The 17062-nt window shown below is 62.7% G+C and carries 14 protein-coding genes; 6 read left to right on the forward strand and 8 right to left on the reverse strand.

The window, feature by feature from the left end; translation table 11 throughout:
* Positions 1–46: 46 nt before the first annotated feature.
* A complete protein-coding gene (locus tag P0D80_RS32685) occupies positions 47–1831 on the forward strand; it encodes a GMC family oxidoreductase (protein WP_408177725.1) in 1785 nt (594 codons plus the stop codon).
* 9 nt (positions 1832–1840) lie between these two features.
* Entirely contained in the window at positions 1841–3187 is a 1347-nt protein-coding gene (locus P0D80_RS32690; protein ID WP_408290102.1) for a c-type cytochrome, read from the forward strand.
* 106 nt (positions 3188–3293) lie between these two features.
* On the opposite strand, the gene P0D80_RS32695 is transcribed toward P0D80_RS32690, so the two are convergent.
* The 5 genes from P0D80_RS32695 to P0D80_RS32715 all read right to left on the reverse strand — a co-directional run bounded on the left by P0D80_RS32695 (position 3294) and on the right by P0D80_RS32715 (position 9591).
* Positions 3294–4463, reverse strand: coding sequence for a porin (locus P0D80_RS32695; protein WP_408290104.1), 1170 nt, complete (start codon positions 4461–4463; stop codon positions 3294–3296).
* Between the two features lie 183 nt (positions 4464–4646).
* Positions 4647–5399 carry an SDR family NAD(P)-dependent oxidoreductase gene (locus tag P0D80_RS32700; protein ID WP_408290106.1) on the reverse strand — a complete coding sequence of 251 codons (753 nt, stop codon included), beginning with the start codon at positions 5397–5399 and terminating at the stop codon, positions 4647–4649.
* Positions 5396–6697, reverse strand: coding sequence for an MFS transporter (locus P0D80_RS32705; protein ID WP_408177722.1), 1302 nt, complete (start codon positions 6695–6697; stop codon positions 5396–5398). Before P0D80_RS32705 ends, P0D80_RS32700 begins: the two co-directional genes overlap by 4 nt.
* 117 nt (positions 6698–6814) lie before the next feature.
* On the reverse strand, positions 6815–8098 hold the full coding sequence (locus P0D80_RS32710) for an MFS transporter (RefSeq protein WP_408290109.1): 1284 nt from the start codon (positions 8096–8098) through the stop codon (positions 6815–6817).
* A gap of 131 nt (positions 8099–8229) precedes the next feature.
* Complete coding sequence (locus tag P0D80_RS32715; RefSeq protein WP_408290111.1) at positions 8230–9591, reverse strand: MmgE/PrpD family protein; 1362 nt, start codon at positions 9589–9591, stop codon at positions 8230–8232.
* A gap of 194 nt (positions 9592–9785) precedes the next feature.
* Between P0D80_RS32715 and P0D80_RS32720 the strand changes: the two genes are divergently transcribed.
* The gene (locus P0D80_RS32720) at positions 9786–10535 is read left to right on the forward strand and encodes an FCD domain-containing protein (RefSeq protein WP_408177719.1); all 750 of its coding nucleotides are present in this window, start codon (positions 9786–9788) and stop codon (positions 10533–10535) included.
* 84 nt (positions 10536–10619) lie between these two features.
* Positions 10620–12005, forward strand: coding sequence for an MmgE/PrpD family protein (locus P0D80_RS32725; RefSeq protein ID WP_408177718.1), 1386 nt, complete (start codon positions 10620–10622; stop codon positions 12003–12005).
* Positions 12006–12148: 143 nt separating this feature from the next.
* On the opposite strand, the gene P0D80_RS32730 is transcribed toward P0D80_RS32725, so the two are convergent.
* Entirely contained in the window at positions 12149–12889 is a 741-nt protein-coding gene (locus tag P0D80_RS32730; protein ID WP_408290114.1) for a GntR family transcriptional regulator, read from the reverse strand.
* A gap of 333 nt (positions 12890–13222) precedes the next feature.
* On the opposite strand from P0D80_RS32730, the gene P0D80_RS32735 reads away from it, so the two are divergent.
* Both P0D80_RS32735 and P0D80_RS32740 read left to right on the forward strand, forming a co-directional pair.
* Complete coding sequence (locus P0D80_RS32735; RefSeq protein WP_132381618.1) at positions 13223–13654, forward strand: VOC family protein; 432 nt, start codon at positions 13223–13225, stop codon at positions 13652–13654.
* Positions 13655–13798: 144 nt separating this feature from the next.
* Positions 13799–15112 (forward strand): MFS transporter, encoded by a 1314-nt coding sequence (locus tag P0D80_RS32740; protein WP_408177716.1) that lies wholly within the window; start codon positions 13799–13801, stop codon positions 15110–15112.
* A gap of 82 nt (positions 15113–15194) precedes the next feature.
* Here P0D80_RS32740 and P0D80_RS32745 read toward each other — a convergent pair whose 3' ends face one another.
* On the reverse strand, positions 15195–15533 hold the full coding sequence (locus P0D80_RS32745) for a DUF190 domain-containing protein (RefSeq protein WP_408290117.1): 339 nt from the start codon (positions 15531–15533) through the stop codon (positions 15195–15197).
* 239 nt (positions 15534–15772) lie between these two features.
* Positions 15773–16984, reverse strand: a complete 1212-nt coding sequence (locus tag P0D80_RS32750; RefSeq protein WP_408290119.1) for a mechanosensitive ion channel family protein — start codon at positions 16982–16984, stop codon at positions 15773–15775.
* Positions 16985–17062 lie beyond the last annotated feature (78 nt).

Below are 17062 nucleotides of genomic sequence, written 5' to 3' on the forward strand. Positions count from 1 at the left end.
AACGCGCATAGCAGCATTAGATAAAACACACGCCAGGAGGAGACACATGGCGAACATCAGTAAACCCAAAGTGGACGCGGTGGTCGTCGGCATGGGCTGGTCGGGTTCGATCATGGCGATCGAACTGGCGGACGCCGGCCTCACCGTGGTCGGCCTGGAACGCGGCGAAAACCGCGATACGTATCCCGACTTCGCGTATCCGAAGGTCGCCGACGAACTGACCTACGTGCAGCGCTTCAAGCTGATGCAAAGCCTCGCGCACGAGACCGTCACGATCCGCCGCCAGGCGCAGGAAGTCGCGTTGCCGCTGCGCCAGTACGGCGCCTTTCTGTTCGGCGACGGCGTCGGCGGCTCGGGCGTGCACTGGAACGGCTTCACCTATCGTGCAACCGATGCCGAACTGAAACTGCGCAGCCACTACGAACAGCGCTACGGCAAGAGCTTCATACCCAACGACATGACGATTCAGGACTGGCCCGTCAGCGCCGCCGAGCTCGAGCCGTTCTACGACCGCTTCGAATATGTCGCCGGCACTTCGGGCAGGGCGGGTAACGTCAACGGTCAGCCGATCAGTGGCGGCAATCCATTCGAAGCATCGCGTTCACGCGATTACGCATTGCCGCCCTTGCCCACTGCGTATCCGTCGATGCTGTTCGAGCAGGCCGCGCGCGAAGTGGGCTTCCACCCGTATCCGACGCCTGCGTCGATTGCTTCCAAGGCGTACACGAACCCGTATGGCATGCAGCTAGGCCCGTGCAACTTCTGCGGCTATTGCGAACTGTTCGGCTGCTACATGTTTTCCAAAGCATCGCCGCAGACCTGCATTCTCCCGGCGCTTGCGAGAAAGCCTAACTTCGAATTGCGCGACCGCTCGGCGGTCGTCAAGGTCAATCTCGATGCGACCGGCAAGCGCGCGACGGGCGTCACCTATATCGACGCTCAAGGCCGTACCGTCGAGCAGCCCGCGGATATCGTCGCGCTGTGCGCGTACCAGATGCACAACGTGCGTCTGCTGTTGCTGTCGGGGATCGGCAAGCCATACGATCCCGCCACCGGCGAAGGCACTGTCGGCAAGAACTACGCGTATCAGAAGAACAGCAAGATTCAGGTCTTCTTCGACAAGGACGTGGCGATCAATCCGTTCATCGGTTCGGGAGCGGGCGGCGTCGTCTACGACGATTTCAATGCCGACAACTTCGATCACGGTCCGCTGAACTTCGTCGGTGGCGCGATTACCTTTGCGACCGTGACGGGCGGCCGCCCGATCGCGCAGGCACTAGTGCCGCCCGGCACGCCGAAGTGGGGCTCGGGGTGGAAGAAGGCCGTGAAAGACCACTATCTGCATTCGTTCGCCATCTCCACGCAAGGCTCGGTGATGTCGTACCGCGACAACTATCTCGATCTCGATCCGACTTACAAGGATGCGTACGGCCTGCCGCTATTGCGCATGACGTTCGACTGGAAAGACAACGAAGGCCGCATGACGCAGTTCGTCAGCCACAAAGCCGCCGATGTCGCGCGCGCGATGAATCCGAAACCGCAATCGGTTGCGATCAACGCGGGCAAGCCGGGCGATCACTTCGACGTCGGGCCGTATCAGAGCACGCATACGACCGGTGGGGCGATCGCGGGCGACCGGCCGGACAACAGCGTGGTGAATAAATACCTTCAGTCGTGGGACGTTCCGAATGTGTTCGTGACCGGCGCCTGTTCGTTTCCGCAAAATCTCGGCATCAATCCAACCGGCACCATCGGCGCCATGACGTACTACGCGGCGAAGGCAATACGCGAGACGTATCTGAAGAATCCCGGCCCTCTGGTTCAGGCGTGAGCGACCGTCATGAAAATCACTTTCGATCGCTTGAGGCAGTATCTGATTCCCGTGTTTGCGCTGATGTGCAGTGGCGCGCCCGGCAGCGGTGCGAACGCGCAAACTTTGAATGCCACGCCCACGCCAGTAACCGTCGACGCGCAGCTAGCCAAAGGCGCTTATCTCGCGAAAGTCGGAGATTGTGCGGCGTGCCACACGGCGAACAAGGCGCAACCGTTCGCGGGCGGGCTGCCGCTCGCGACGCCCTTCGGCACACTCTATTCGACCAACATCACACCGGACGCATCGACTGGCATCGGCGGCTATAGCTATGACGACTTCGCCAAGGCGTTGCGCCAAGGCATAGCTAAAGACGGTCATCGTCTGTATCCGGCAATGCCGTATCCGTCGTACGCGAAGATCGACGATAGCGATATGCATGCGCTCTATCGCTACTTCACGCAAGGCGTCAAGCCCGTCGGGCAGCCGAATCGCGCATCCGAACTGCGCTTTCCATTCAACGTTCGCACGCTGATGACAGTGTGGGATCGTTTGTATGCGCATGACCCACTGCCTTATCAAACCGATCCGCACCAGAGCGTCGAATGGAATCGTGGCGCGTATCTGGTGCAAGGGCTCGCGCACTGCGGCGCATGTCACACGCCGCACGGCATGCTCGGGCAGGAGAGCGTACTCGACGACAAGGACAATACCGCGTTCCTGTCCGGCAATACGCTGGCTGGCTGGTATGCGCCGAACCTGCGTGGCCATATGGCGCAAACATCGGCCAGCGATAAGGTATGGAGCAAGGCCGATCTTGTCGCCTATCTACGCAGTGGGCGTATGCACGACGGCGCGGCATTCGGCCCAATGACGGAAGTCATCAACGACAGCACGCAATATCTGCACGACGAAGATTTAAACGCCATTGCAACTTATCTGACGTCGCCGTCATTGCAAACGGGCGCGACGCCGCCGGCCGCGCAGCAAAGCGGTCGCGCGGATCAGACGGCTGTCGCGCTCAGAGCCGGTCGCATCGATTCGACCGGCGCGCATCTCTATCTGGACAATTGCGCGGCCTGTCACCGCACGGATGGCACCGGCGCGATGCCGGCCTTCCCCAGCCTCAGGGGCAATGCATCGGTGCTGAGCGGCGATCCGGCATCGCTGATTCATATCGTATTGAGCGGCTCGCATATGCCGTCCACCGCAGCCGCGCCGACGCCGCTTGCCATGCCCGACTTCGGCTGGCGTTTGACCGATCAACAGATCGCGGATCTGTTGAGCTTCGTGCGAAGCAGCTGGGGAAATCGCGCAGTTGCTGTCACTGCTGGTGAAGTTGCCAAGGTTCGCGGCGTCGCGATCAGCGCGAAATAACCTGGCAGCGTTGACGTGAAGTGTTAGCGCGCGAAGCTTGAATGCATGAATGAAGCCCAGGGCATCGCTCGACGCCCTGGGCTTTGCGCATGTAAAACGAGCGCTCTTAGAACTTGTGATGAATCGCGACGCGCGCCACGGCCTGATGATTATTCGACGAATCGCCGAGACTGCCGATATCCGCAACCGCCGCAGCGCCAGTGGAGCTCGTGCCGCTCGCGGTCTGGAAGGTGCCGAGGAGATAGACATCGGTACGCTTGGAGAGCACGTAGTCGAGCAGCAACGAGAACTGGTTGTACTTTTGGTCGCCGATGTCGCCCTTCACCGCGTTGCCCTTCGTATAGTTGTACTCGCCCGACAAGAACAGCGCCGGCGTGACGCGATAGAGCGCGTTCAACTCGTAGCTGTTGAACGTCGCGGTCGCGCCACCGAATGCGCCAATGTTCATGTACTTGGTATTCGAATACACTGCGCCGATTTTGGCCGGGCCGAAATCATACGAGCCGCCCGTGGTGATGATTTGCAGCGAGTTGGCGGGCTTCGTGCCGAGATAGCCCGAGTTCAGCGAGTTGAACGTCGTGGCGCTAGCGTTGCTGTTTAGAATCGAGCCCAGCGCGGATGGATTCTTGAACAGTTCATACGCGACCGCAATCCCGAACGGGCCGTGTCCATAATTCGCACCGAGGCTGTACCCGCTCGACTGCGAAATCTCGCCCGCTACGCCGCCCAGACTCACCGTGCCGCCGAACGTCAGGCCGTTGAAATTGGGGCTCGCGTATTTGATCGTGTTGTTCGCGCGGAACGTGTGGTTGACGTTGTCGAGGTCGCCCGGATGTTCCGTCGTCGATCCGCCGTACGCCGCGGCATAGCCGTAGTTGCCGACGTAGTCGTTGATGCTGTCGTACTGACGGCCCAACGTCACGGAGCCGAACGAACTGCTGGCGAGGCCCACGTAGGCTTGCCGGCCGAATGCGGTGCCGCCTTGTCCGAACGCGCCCGTGCTGACGTTGATGCCCGACTCCAGCACGAAGATCGCCCTCAGGCCGCCGCCCAGATCTTCGGCGCCGCGGATGCCCCAGCGGCTGCCCTGCGTGCCCGCGTTGGAATCGACCGAAAATTGCCGGCCGCCCACGTTCTTGCCGTTCACCACGTTCTTCGCGTTTGTGTTGATCAACACGCCTTCATCGACAATGCCGTACAGCGTGACCGAGCTCTGCGCGTGAACGGTTCCAGCAAAGGTTCCCAATATCGATAATGCAAAAAGCGACTTTCTCATTCTGTCATCTCCGCCAAGTCATAATTTATTTGTGCCTTGAAAACATTTCACTCTGTAATACTAACTAATTTGACGTCTTCACCGCATAAGCAATCCTCCTGCGAAACCCGCAATAGCGAGTCCGACTTGAAACTGTTCGACAGCGGCGCGCAGATGTTGTCTGCCGCGCCGCCGCGGCTACGATCAGCCTAGAAAAGCGCCGCCGTTCGCATGAATCGCCTGGCCCGTGAGATAACGTGCTGTCGGGCCGCACAGAAACTGCACGAGGCTTGCGACCTCGTCGGGCTGGCCGCGCCGGCCAAGCAAGGTAGTGCGCTCAGCGTGATGCGCGGGTTCGGTATTGCCCGCCGCGCCGCCGCGCACGGTCGCGATCAAGCCGGGCACCACGCAATTGACGGTGATGCCGTCCGGACCCAGATCGTGCGCCAGCGCGCGCGTCAAACCGACGAGGCCCGCTTTCGCGGCGATCACGTGCGCGCGCCCCGCCGAGCCCCCATGCGCGGACATGCCGCCGATATTGACGATCGCGCCGGCCTTCGATTGCCGCAAATAGGGCAACGCCGCGTGCGCGCACAGATACGCGCCGTCGAGAATCACCGACATCACCTCGCGCCAACGTGCGTAATCCAGCTCCGCGAACGGCACTTCGCGACGCACCGCGGCGTTGTTGACGAGAATGTCGATCTGCCCGAAATGGTGAATCGCCGCTTCCATCAGACTTTGCGCACCCGCCGGTTCGCTGACGTCGGCCAGATGCGCGGCCGCGCGGCCGCCTGCGGCCTCGATCGCGCGCACGACTTCGGCGACCTCGGCGGCGGAACTGCGCGCGTTGACGAGCACCGCATTGCCCGCTGCAGCGAGTTGCAGTGCGATCTCGCGGCCGATATTGCGCGCCGCCCCGGTGACGACCGCGACGCCGTTGACTTCTCCTTTCATGAATGCACTCCCAGTGATTTCGTTGATAGCGTGGGTTGCGCGGTGGCTTGCAGCGGCCGGTCGGGACGAATCCAGAACGACAACGCAATGCCGACCAGCAACAGCGCAATGGACATCACGAACGGCAGTCGATAGCTGCCCGTCATGTCGGTAATGAGGCCGAACGCGACCGGCGACACCACCGCCGCAAGACCGGCCGCCGTGCTGATGAAGCCGCTAGCGACGCCCGCAAAGGCCGGCGCGACATCCATCGGCACGGCCCAGATCGGGCCTTCGGTCGATTCAAGGCAGAACAGTGCCGCGGCCAGACACAGCGCGATCAAGGTCCGGTCCCGCACGAACAGCACGCACGAGAGAAACAGCAGCGAGCCCGCGAAACCGATGATGATCACGTTGCGCCGCGCCGTATTCAGATTGCCGGTGCGTCGATAAATCGCGTCGGTCAGCAGGCCGCCCGCCGTATCGCCGACCACTCCGGCGAGAAACACGCCCGACGTAAACAGCGCCGTGCTCTTCAGGTCGATGCCGTACACGCCGACGAAGAAACTCGGCAGCCAGCTCAGATACAGCCACAGCGTCCATGCGTGGCAGAAGAACACCAGCGTGACCGGCATGATGCGCCGGATCAGCGGCCACCACGGCACCGCCGTGCGATGGCGCGGGCCGGCATACGGCGGCAACGTATCGACTTCGGCGGCGGTGATCGACGGATGCGTGCGCGGATCGTCGCGGAAATACAGCGCCCATACGACCACCCAGATCGCGCTGACGCAGCCCAGCGCGACAAACGCGCCTCGCCAGCCGAGCAGCGGAATCATCAGCACGAGCAACGGCGGCGTGACGGTGGCCGCGAGGCGCGCGGCCGAGTGCGTGAAGCCCTGTGCGAAGCCACGTTTTACCAGCGGAACCCAGTTGGCCATCGCGCGCGTGGCGTTCGGAATCGTGCCGGCTTCGCCGAGGCCGACCAGTGCGCGCGAGAGCACCAGCGTCGCGAGGCCGCCGGTCACACCGGTCGCGAGCGTGCCGAGCGTCCATAGGATGCCCGAGAACGCCAGCATCCGGCGAGGTCCGATCTTGTCGCCCAGATAGCCGTTGATGACCTGGAAGATCGCATAGCAATAGCCGAACGCCGAGAGTGCAATGCCGAGCTGCGTGTTCGACAGATGCATCTCCGACTTCAGCAGCGGCGCCGCGATGGAAAGATTGACCCGGTCGACGTATTCGATGAAATACATCGCGCAGATGAGCATGAACACTCTGCCTGTGGTGCCGGTAAACATGCCTGCTTTCGCTTTCATCTTGAACCGCCCTGCCCGTGACCGCGACTGTGACCGTGATGCATGGTTTGCTCCTTCAGTTTCGATTGCCGCCGACGCCCTGCGGCGCGCGACGCACATCATTCGGAATACGTTTGATCATCTCTGCAGTGCCCGATGCGCGGTTTCCGGCGCCCACTTCACGCAGAACAGACCGACTAGATAGATCAGCGAGACTGCCGTGATCGCGAGCGGATAGGAACCGAACATCGCCGCGAGCGCGCCGACAATCGACGGCCCCGCCGCCCCGAGCACGCGGCCGAAGCTGAAGGCGAATCCGGAACCGAGCGCGCGCTGCATCGTCGGAAACATTTCGGGCAGCCAGATCGTGAACAGCGAAAACACGCCGCTCGTGAAGAAGCCGAGCAGCGGCAGCGTGATCAGGAAAAGCGGCAGACTTTTCAGCAACACCACAATGCCGAAGTACGACGTGACATTGCAGATCAGCGCACCGGAGAAGAACACGCTGGCGACCGATTTGCGGCGCGGAATCCAGCGCACGATCCACGGCATCGCGACGCATCCCGCGAGCGTGCCGACGCTCAGGATCAGGCCGCTCAGCGAGCCGAGATACTGCGCATCGGCAACGGATGCGCCGCCCGCGCGCTGCCAGGTAATCACGAGCGTCGGAATCCAGAACGTGGACGACCACAGCCCGAAGATCAGGCACGTCATCATCAATGCTGCGGACCAGGTGGTGCGCGCCATGCCGGGAGCGAACAGATCACGCACGCGTGCACGCGGACCCTGTGCGCGTCGCTGCTCTTGCCAGCGGCGCGACTCCGGCACGCCGAGGCGCAGCCAGATCGTCAGCAACGCGGGTGCGCTGCCGATCAGAAACAGAACGCGCCAGCCGCCCAGCGGCAGAATCACCAGCGCGGCGGCGGACGCCAGCAGAAAGCCGATCGGCGTGCCGGTATGCAGCCATCCAGACAGACGCTCGCGCAAATGCTCCGGCACCGACTCCTGCAACAACGGCGCTCCCGCGGCCCACTCGCCGCCGACGCCGAAGCCCGTCAGAAAACGGAAGATCGCAAACGACACGATGCCCGGCGCGAGCCCGCAGGCGCCGGTAAAGATCGAATAGATGAGAATGGTCGCGCACATGGTCGGCACGCGGCCGAAGCGATCCGCGCACCAGCCCCAGAACATCGAGCAGGCCCAGCCGAGCATGAAGAGGCTGAACATCAACCCGCCGAGCCGCGCGATATGCGCGTGATCGGCCACGAAGCCGCTTTTCGGCAGCAACTCGGTCAAGGCGGGCACGATCACGTAGATGTAGATGGCGTTGTCGAAGCCGTCCAGCATCCAGCCCGCCCATGTGGCGATAAAGACGCGATACGGACGCGCTACTGCGACTGCCACACCGACGGAACTCGACATCTCGTCTCCTGAATCCACGGTCCGCCGCGTTCTTGGGTATCGCGGCTTGTGTTATGTCGACAATGTTATCGATGACGCGCGCCCCTGCTTGCACGAGGCGCACCTCATCGGTACTGCACGTGAGCGCCGTTTTACGACGTCTTCTCGACCGGACGCGCCAGCTCCGCCAGCGTTGCGATGTTGTCCAGCGATTCCATCTGCCATCCCGCTTCCAGCAGCTTCGCGGCGTGCGCGCCGCCCAGAATCGGTTCGACCAGATCGGTGAACTTGGCGGCCAGCTCGGCATTGCTCATCGGCCGATCGATGCTGCCGATTGCGTGCTCCACATGTTTCTCGAGCCGCTCGCCATTGGTCAGCGTGACCGTGATGTGAACGGCGTCGGCCGGCATCGCGGGATCGATCTCGGCGGTGACCTTGTCGCGCAGCCGCACCGTCGCGGCGTCATGAACGGCCGCGTCGCTGTACTGATACTCGCCCGCGCGACCGTCGATGATCGCCACCGCCGCGGAGTGATAGACGCTGAACTTGCCGTCGAGCCCGGTCTGCGGTGTGCGTTTGCCGGTCAGTTCGAGCACCAGCGGATGCACCTTCAACTGCACCGACGCAATCGCGTCCGCCTTCAGCCCATGTTCGTTGCGCAACTGGATACAGCCGTCGATCGCCGGATGGATCACGATGCCGCACGCAAACGGCTTATACGAGTTCAGCAGACTTTCATGACGTTCGCCGAGCCCGTCCGTGATTTCCGCGTAGTTGCGATGCGTGCTCGTCACGTTCGCCCAGCCGCGTTTCGCTTCGATGCCCTGCTGCGAACTCGTGTAGCCGCGCGCCGCCAGCAACGCCGACACGAGGCCGTTCTGCGCCGCGCGTCCCGGATGGAAGCTCTTGGTCATCGTGCCGAACATCTCACGCAGGCCGACCGGCTGCGTTGCAGCGAGACCGAGCGCCCAGATCATCTGCTGTTCGTCGAGCCCGAGCAGCTTGCCCGCCGCGACGGCCGCGCCGAACACACCCGCCGTGCCGGTGATGTGCCAGCCGATGTCGTAGTGGTTCGGGTAGACCGCATTGCCGATCCGGCATTCGGTTTCGATGCCGAGCGTCAGTGCGAGAATGAACTCCTTGCCGCTGACCGGCCGATACTCGGCCAGCGCAAGAATCGCCGACGCCACCGGGCCCGCCGGATGGATCACGGTCTTCAGATGCGTGTCGTCGAAGTCGAACACGTGCGAGCTGATGCCGTTGAAGAGCGCGGCGCTCAGCACGTCGACCTTCTCCGTGCGGCCGAGCACCGTCGCCTGCGCCGGGCCGCCGAACGGTGCGAGCGCCGCCATCGCGATCTCGACCGCTTCATGCCGCGACGCGCCGACCGCACAGCCCATCCAGTTGACGAAAGTACGCACCGCATGGTCGCGCACGGCTTGCGGCAGGCTGTCGGCACGCGCGTTGACGAGGTAGCGCGCGAGAGTTTGGGTGACGCGATCGGCTTGGGTCATCGGATCGTAAAGGGTAGTCAGGCCATGAAAAGGGAATCGCCAGGGTACGAGATCGCATTGTACATATTGTCGACAATACGCAAATCATGGCAAATTCTAGTTGCGCGCGTGCGTTGTGGATAGTATGTTGTCGACAATCTTCAAGACGCAATGTGCGTTGTACACTGCCAGCTTTCCTCAACACAGGTCTGTCTATGCCCCGCCCCACCACTTCGCTCGAGTTGCTTCGCTCCGTCACGCTGTCCGGTCTCGTGCAAGAGGAAATTCTCCGTCGCATCAAGACGGGTGAGCTCGAGGCCGGCATGAAACTCAATGAGATGGACCTCGCCGACCATCTGAAGATCAGCCGCAGTCCGGTGCGCGAAGCGTTTCGCGCTCTCGAGGAAGCGGGTCTCGTGTGGCTCGAAAAGAATCGCGGCGTCTACATCCGCGAGATTTCCGACGACGAAGCCGCCGAACTCTATGAAGTGCGCGCCGGCCTCGACGAGATGGCCGGTCGCCGGCTCGCATCGAAGATCACCGATACGCAGTTGCAGGAACTGCACGCAATGCTCGATCAGCTCGAAGCCAGTTCGATCCACGGCGAGCTGAACAATTACTTCACGCTGAATATCGCCTTTCACGACCGGCTGGTCGAACTGTCGGGCAACGCGACGATGCTCGGTCTGTACAGGCAAACGATCAACCGTATGCACCTGCTGCGCCGGCGCGGTTTTTCGATTGCGGGCAGCTCGCAGGCGTCGCACACCGAACATCGCCTGATTCTCGACGCGCTCGCGAGCCGCGATCCCGAAGCCGTCGCGACGGCGATGCGCCAGCACGTGCAGGCGGGATTCCAGCGCGCGATCGCCGCGCATAGCGCGGAAGACGCAGCGCCCGCAGCCGCGGCAGGTGACGCCGCCGGCAAGACGGCGCGAGCCACCGTCGCCGAAGGTCCGCACTAAGCCTCAGCGCGCGCCCGAAACGCCCGGCACGCGCGCGACACGGCGGCGCACGCATTTCATTACCGACTTGGAGTGGTCACCCGTATGAGCGTTGAAAAACCAGAAGGACACGGAATCGTTGGCGAAAAACTCGGCGCCTGGATTGCGGACGTGCACGCGTCGGCACTGCCTGCACAGACTGTCGAAATCGCCCGTCTGTTGCTGCTCGATGTGACGGGTCTGTGCATCGCCGGGCGCGACGAATCGTATATCCGCGCGACGCTGCAAGCCACCGATGCAGGCGGCGCCTGCACAGCGCTCGGCCACGCAGGCAGCTTCAGTGCATTCGACGCGGCGCTGATCAACGGCACCGCCGCGCACGGCGAAGATTACGACGATACCTTCGAGGGCGGTCCGGTGCACTCGGGCGCGGTGGTCGTGCCCGCGGTGCTGGCAGCGTGCGAACGTGAAGGTCTTGGTGGCGAAGCGTTGCTGCGTGGCATCGCGGTCGGCACGGAATTGATGTGCCGGTTGAGTCTCGTCGCGCCGCGCGCTATTCATACGGCAGGCTTTCATCCGACAGCCGTGATCGGTGCACTTGCGGCAGCGGGCGGCGTCGCAAGTGCGTTACGCCTGAATCCGCAGCAGGCCACCTCGGCGCTCGGTATCGCGGGCAGCATGGCGGCGGGGATCATCGAGTATCTGGCCGAAGGCACCTCGACCAAGCGGATGCACGCCGGATGGGCCGCGCAGTCGGGCATTCGCGCGGCGCTGATGGCGCGCGGCGGCTTCGACGGCCCGCGTACGGTACTCGAAGGCAAGCACGGTTTCTTCAAGGCGTTCGCGCCGTCTCGCGCGCCGGATTTCTCGCCGGTGCTCGATACGCTCGGCAAGTCGTGGATCATGGAGACGATAGCCTTCAAGCCCTATGCGTGCGGCACGATGACCCAGCCGTATATCGATTGTGCGATCGCCCTCGCGGAGCGCGGCGTGCAGGCGGATCAGATTCGCGACATCGTGTGTGAAGTGGGCGAAGGCACGGTGCATCGGCTGTGGGAAGACCTCGCGGTCAAGCATCGGCCGCCGACTGCTTACGCCGCCAAGTTCAGCACACCGTTCTGCATGGCCGTGGGTTTCTTCGATCGCAAGGCGGGCTTCAGCCAGTTCACCGAAGCGCGCATTCACGATCCGGCGGTGCTCGCGCTGGCCGGCAAGATCCGCTATGTGATCGATCCGGACAACGAGTACCCGAGCAATTTCACCGGCCATCTGCGCGCGACGCTCAACGACGGCACCTTTCAGGAAGTGCGCCAGCCGCATATGCGCGGCGGCGCGCGTGAACCGCTGTCGCGCGCCGAACTCGCGGCCAAATTCACCGACAACGCGCAGCACGGCGGCTGGAGCATCGCACTCGCCGACGAGGCGCGCGTGTGGTGCGAGACGGTATTCAATGAGCCGGCGCTCGGCGCGATCGCGCAGTTCCGGCAATAGACTGATCGATGCGAACGACGTCCTGATTTATGGGCGTCGTTCGTTGATGACGTGCAGCGTTTTTCAGGCGCGCGGCGGACGCCGTTGCCGCTTCCGAGCAGTCGCTCAGGCGCACCGCCCTCCCCGCCGTCGATGCACACCGCTCAATCCTGCAAGCCGCGCACGTTCCGATACGAACAACGGCTCGAATCGACATAGCGCACGCGAAATTCGACCGGCTGGTCCTTGAACGTGTAAGCCGTGCGCTCGATACGCAACACCGGCGCACCGACTTCGATATTCAGCGCGCGCGCCACCTCTTCGTCGGCGGTCGCGCCGCCCAGATCTTCCACCACGCGCACGACCGAAATCCCGAAGTGCTCCTGGTAAAAGCCATAGATGGAACCGCGCCGTGCTTCGAAAATCCCGGGTTCGAGATCCGGGAACACGTCGAGCGGAAACCACAAACGATCCAGCATGACAGGCACGTCGTCATGCAACCGAAGATTGTCGGCGGTGGCAAGCCGTGCGCCGCGAGCGAGCTTGAGCGTCGCGGCAAGCGCCGGGCTCGCGCGCTCCTTGCCGAAGCGCAGCAGGCGCGCGGTGACCTTCATTAATTCGCCGTCTGTATCGACGAAGCTGAAGTAGTGGTCGAACGCATGTTCGTCGGCGAACTTCGCGACGATCGTGCCACGCCCTGCCCGGCGAATCAGCAGACGCTCGGCCACCAGTTCTTCGACCGCGCGGCGGATCGTGCCGATGCCGACGCCGAATTCCTCGGCCAGTTGCGGCTCCGTCGGGATCTTGTCGCCAGCCGTCCATTGGCCGGTACGAAGGCGCTCGAGAATACGGGCGCGGACGATTTCATAGAGCGGTTGCTCTCCCGGAGTACGAAGTCCTGGCATTCAGGTCAGTGTCAGAGTGAAGAAAAGGAATCGGAAAAAGCCGCTCGATGCGCGATGAGATGGCCGCGAGACGCACACATTTCATGCGCTGCCTCCGGTCCGATTCGCGGCCTGCACGGCGAATTCCGGAAGGATACAGGATCGACACCCGCGTGCGTGACTGTGATCGGGGCCATGCCGCTACCGAGCGCGATAACCGGAGACAATCGGCATCGACCCGAACCTATCCATTAATTCGAATCATTCGAATGATTCGATTGACTGAGCCGGCATGTCGTCTTAGACTGATCTTCATCGCGCAACCACGCGCGCTTACATCAGAGGAGATGACCCATGCCGAATTTCATCAAGCACATTGCATTCAAGGTTGAAGACGTCGAGAAGGAACGCGCGTTCTATGAGAACGTGTTCGGCTACAAGCACGTGAACACGGTGCGTCGCAAGGGCAAGAACGGCGATCACATTTCGCATCACCTGACCGACGGTTACATGGACCTGACGCTGATTCACTATGAGAAGTCGGACTCCGATGAAGCAGATTTCGCCGGCCCGGCGCCGTGCATTCACCACATCGGCATGGAAGTGGAAGACCTCGACGCATTCATCGCGCAGATCAAGGAAAACGGCGGCGAAATCCTGACGGCGCCGGGTCATCTGCCGGTCAAGTTCCGTTCGCCGAACGGTCCGGTCGCCGAAGTCGTGCCGATGCAACGCTGGGAAAAGCAGACGCTCGCCGCCGGCGTACACGGCGAAGTACTCGAATAAGTAGGTTCAAGTTCGCGTTTCAGTTCGCATCACACCAATTCATAGCGAACTGTTCGACGTACGGCGACGTGGGGCGATGCCCGCGACGCCGCGACACGAGACGCAACGGCACGTGCCGTTGCGTGGTCGCAAGGAGGAGACACGATGGAATCGATCCGCCGCCGCAACCGCTTTTCCGCGACGACAGGCGTACTGATTGTCCTGTGCATCATGTCGTTCCTGATGTATGTGGACCGCACCAATATTTCGACTGCGGCTCTCGCGATCCGTCGCGATCTGCATCTGAGCAACTCGCAGCTTGGCATCGTGTTCTCCGCCTTTGCGCTGACCTACGCGCTCGCGATGATTCCAGGCGGCTTTATCGGCGACCGTCTCGGCGCCCGCAAGATGCTCGCGGTGTGCGGCGTGCTGTGGGGACTCGGCACGCTTCTGACCGGCTTCGCCAGCGGGCTGGGGACGTTGCTGCTCGCGCGCTTCGTCGTCGGGTTGGGTGAAAGCCCGATCGTGCCGGCATCGGCCCGTGCGCTGACTGCGTGGATGGAACCCGAGCGGCGCGGCTTTTCACAAGGCATCACGCATGCCTGTGCCCGGCTGGGCAACGCCTCGACGCCGATTCTCGTCGCCGGCCTGATCACCGCGTTTTCGTGGCACATCGCGTTTATCGTACTCGGTGCGGCGAGTCTGGCGTGGGTCGTACTGTGGGTCTGGTACTACCGCGACAATCCCGCCGATCATCCGGGTATCACGCCCCAGGACATTGCGCGACTCCCCGCGAAACTCGGCAAGACACGCGTGCCGATGCGCTGGCCGCCGCTGCTGCGCGCGCTGTGGCCGGCCACCGTCGTGAGCTTCTGTCACGGCTGGATTCTTTGGTTCTTTCTGAACTGGATGCCGTCGTTTTTTGCGCAGGCGTATCACCTGAATATCCGGCATTCGGCCATCTTCAGCTCGGGGATTTTCTTGAGCGGTGTGGTCGGCACCACGCTCGGTGGTTCGCTCAGCGATCTGATGCTCAAGAAGACCGGCAACATTCGCCGCTCACGTCAAACGCTGATTACCGTTGGTTTTCTCGCGCCGATCGTGTTCTTCGTGCCGATGTTCCTGCACACGTCGTCGACGCTCGCCGCCCTCTCGCTGGCTGCCGCGCTGTTTCTATCTGAACTGGTGACCGCGCCGCTGTGGGCCGTCGCAATGGATCTCGCGCCCAATCACGCGGCGACCTCGAGCAGCATCATGAACACGGGGCTCGGCATTGCGGCATCGGTATCGCCGCCGCTCGTCGGCTGGCTGGTCGATACGATGCATTCATGGCAGCCGGTGTTTGCACTGTCGATGTTCTTTCTCGTGCTCGGACCGATTGCCGCGCACTGGATTCGCCCCGACCGCCCGTATCTCGGCGAGCCGGAAGCAAAGACGAACGAAGCCGGCGGCTTTGCGGCGCCGATGGACGCTTATTGAACGCGCCGCCCGGCGATGCACGTCGGGTCGGCAACGAGTTGGGCGCGTCGAACTTCGCGGAGTTCGCGCACGCAGTCGTATGCTAAGACTTCGCAGTGCTCCCGTTGTCGTTCCCGATGACCCCGAACTCGACAGGCGTCTTGACGTAGAACAGATGCACACCATCGGCGCGTAGCCGGTCGAATAATCGATCGGCTTCGTCGCTCGTCATCGCCATCACGACTGACAAAGGCTGGTCCGCCAACTCGAAGAAGTGCGCCGAGTGAATGCGGTGATGCTGGCCGACGCCTTCGCAGCCCGGTATCACGGTCGCACCGCGCAGACCGAGTTCCCCCGCAAGATGGACGAGCCAATCGGCCAGCGGCTTGCCGTGATGGCGGCGATCCTGTTGGGTGAAGAAGGTGACCTGATAGCCGTTCATGTCGGTGTCTCCTGTCCGCGCCGGATCGCTGTTGATTATTCTTGTCAGTGGAGAAGCGCGGCAATACCTGCGTCGCCCGTTCGGCGCAGTCGTTGGCATCATCAGCCAAGGTATGGAACAAGTGTAGATGCCGGGCTGAACTAGTGCCAGCCCGAGGCGGCTTTCCTCAAGCCGACATTCCCGTGGCCCAGCCGCCGGCTGGAACGCCCCGAGATGCAATGCCCGCGATTGCACCGCCGCTAAGGTTGCCGCGCTGACTGGCATTGCTGCTGCCAGCAGCGCAAGCCGAACAGCGGCACGAGCCCATAAGCATGGTCCAGCATGTCCGACTGCAGGTTTTCGTACGGCTCCCAGTTGGTTTCGTCGACGTAGAGAAAGATCTCCAGCGCGACGACGGGCTGACTTGATTGCACCTGGCGAATCACGACAGGCATGTCGCGGCGGACGGCCGGATGGTCGCGAAAATGCGCGGTCAGATAGAGACGGTACAGGCCGAGGTTCGTGCGCCGTGCGTCGTCGGGCGCAAATGCCGCGAGCGGCGGGTCGATATCGCTGTGCAGCCGGGCGAGCAGCGCTTCGTCGGGAAAGCGGACCGTGTCGGCGTCGAAATGAATCGAATGCTTGACGCGCCTGCCGCCCGACTCCGTCATGCCACGCCAGTTCTTCACGCCGTTTGTCAGGAGGACGTAGCTCGGCAGCATGACGATCGAGTTGTCGAAGTTCTGCACCTTGATCGTGTTCAGCGCGATGTCGATCACCGTGCCGTCGGCGACGTAGCCGGGCACCTCGATCCAGTCGCCCACTCGCAGCATGTCGTAGGCGGCGAGCTGGATGCTCGCCACGAAGCCGAGCAGCGAATCGCGGAAGATGATGATGAGCAGCGCCGTCATCGCGCTGAGGCCGGTGAGGAAGTAGGCGGGCGAACGCTCCAGCAACACGGAAATCACAGCGATCAGCGCGATCACGTAGAGCACGATGGTGGCGATCTGCAGGAAACTTTTGATCGGCCGCTCGCTCGAGGATGGGAAGTGGCTGTAGCGCTCGCTGACACTGTCGAGGAACGCGAGCGCGGCGCGCAGCAACGTGTACACCATGTAGCAGGCCGCCAGCACCGACAGCGGATGCCCGAGCGCCGCGATCATCGGGAACGTGATGCCGGAAAGCAGCGGGCCGGCCGCGTAGACGATCGCGGCGGGCACGAGCGGCGCGAGCCGGTGGAAGACCTTGTGACGCTCGGCGGCTCGCAGCCACTTGTGCCGCTCCTGGCGCGCGAGGCGGCCGACAATCATCAGCATGATCGAGCGCGTCAGGTAGTAGCAGAGCGCGCTCGCCAGCAGAATCGCGAGCAGCAGCGCTATGACGAGCAGTACTGCGACGAATTCGCTGTCGGTATAGACGTGGAAGTGGTGCCAGTCCGGTCCGCCTTCGATACGCAGCATCTTGTCGAACATAGACTCTCCCATTGCCGGCGAACCTGTTTCGCCGGGCAGATCTGGTCTGGCTGTTTGATCGGCGCGCTGTGACGGCGA

The sequence above is a fragment of the Paraburkholderia sp. RL17-373-BIF-A genome (assembly GCF_046030175.1).
Classification (GTDB): domain Bacteria; phylum Pseudomonadota; class Gammaproteobacteria; order Burkholderiales; family Burkholderiaceae; genus Paraburkholderia.

What these genes read in the sequence shown, in the direction of transcription:
- P0D80_RS32735 (WP_132381618.1), top strand. Translation starts at nt 13,223, where the DNA reads ATGCCGAATTTCATCAAGCACATTGCATTCAAGGTTGAAGACGTCGAG.
- P0D80_RS32730 (WP_408290114.1), bottom strand. Translation starts at nt 12,889, where the DNA reads ATGCCAGGACTTCGTACTCCGGGAGAGCAACCGCTCTATGAAATCGTC.
- P0D80_RS32695 (WP_408290104.1), bottom strand. Translation starts at nt 4,463, where the DNA reads ATGAGAAAGTCGCTTTTTGCATTATCGATATTGGGAACCTTTGCTGGA.
- P0D80_RS32750 (WP_408290119.1), bottom strand. Translation starts at nt 16,984, where the DNA reads ATGTTCGACAAGATGCTGCGTATCGAAGGCGGACCGGACTGGCACCAC.
- P0D80_RS32715 (WP_408290111.1), bottom strand. Translation starts at nt 9,591, where the DNA reads ATGACCCAAGCCGATCGCGTCACCCAAACTCTCGCGCGCTACCTCGTC.
- P0D80_RS32725 (WP_408177718.1), top strand. Translation starts at nt 10,620, where the DNA reads ATGAGCGTTGAAAAACCAGAAGGACACGGAATCGTTGGCGAAAAACTC.
- P0D80_RS32705 (WP_408177722.1), bottom strand. Translation starts at nt 6,697, where the DNA reads ATGAAAGCGAAAGCAGGCATGTTTACCGGCACCACAGGCAGAGTGTTC.
- P0D80_RS32745 (WP_408290117.1), bottom strand. Translation starts at nt 15,533, where the DNA reads ATGAACGGCTATCAGGTCACCTTCTTCACCCAACAGGATCGCCGCCAT.
- P0D80_RS32720 (WP_408177719.1), top strand. Translation starts at nt 9,786, where the DNA reads ATGCCCCGCCCCACCACTTCGCTCGAGTTGCTTCGCTCCGTCACGCTG.
- P0D80_RS32700 (WP_408290106.1), bottom strand. Translation starts at nt 5,399, where the DNA reads ATGAAAGGAGAAGTCAACGGCGTCGCGGTCGTCACCGGGGCGGCGCGC.
- P0D80_RS32710 (WP_408290109.1), bottom strand. Translation starts at nt 8,098, where the DNA reads ATGTCGAGTTCCGTCGGTGTGGCAGTCGCAGTAGCGCGTCCGTATCGC.
- P0D80_RS32740 (WP_408177716.1), top strand. Translation starts at nt 13,799, where the DNA reads ATGGAATCGATCCGCCGCCGCAACCGCTTTTCCGCGACGACAGGCGTA.
- P0D80_RS32685 (WP_408177725.1), top strand. Translation starts at nt 47, where the DNA reads ATGGCGAACATCAGTAAACCCAAAGTGGACGCGGTGGTCGTCGGCATG.
- P0D80_RS32690 (WP_408290102.1), top strand. Translation starts at nt 1,841, where the DNA reads ATGAAAATCACTTTCGATCGCTTGAGGCAGTATCTGATTCCCGTGTTT.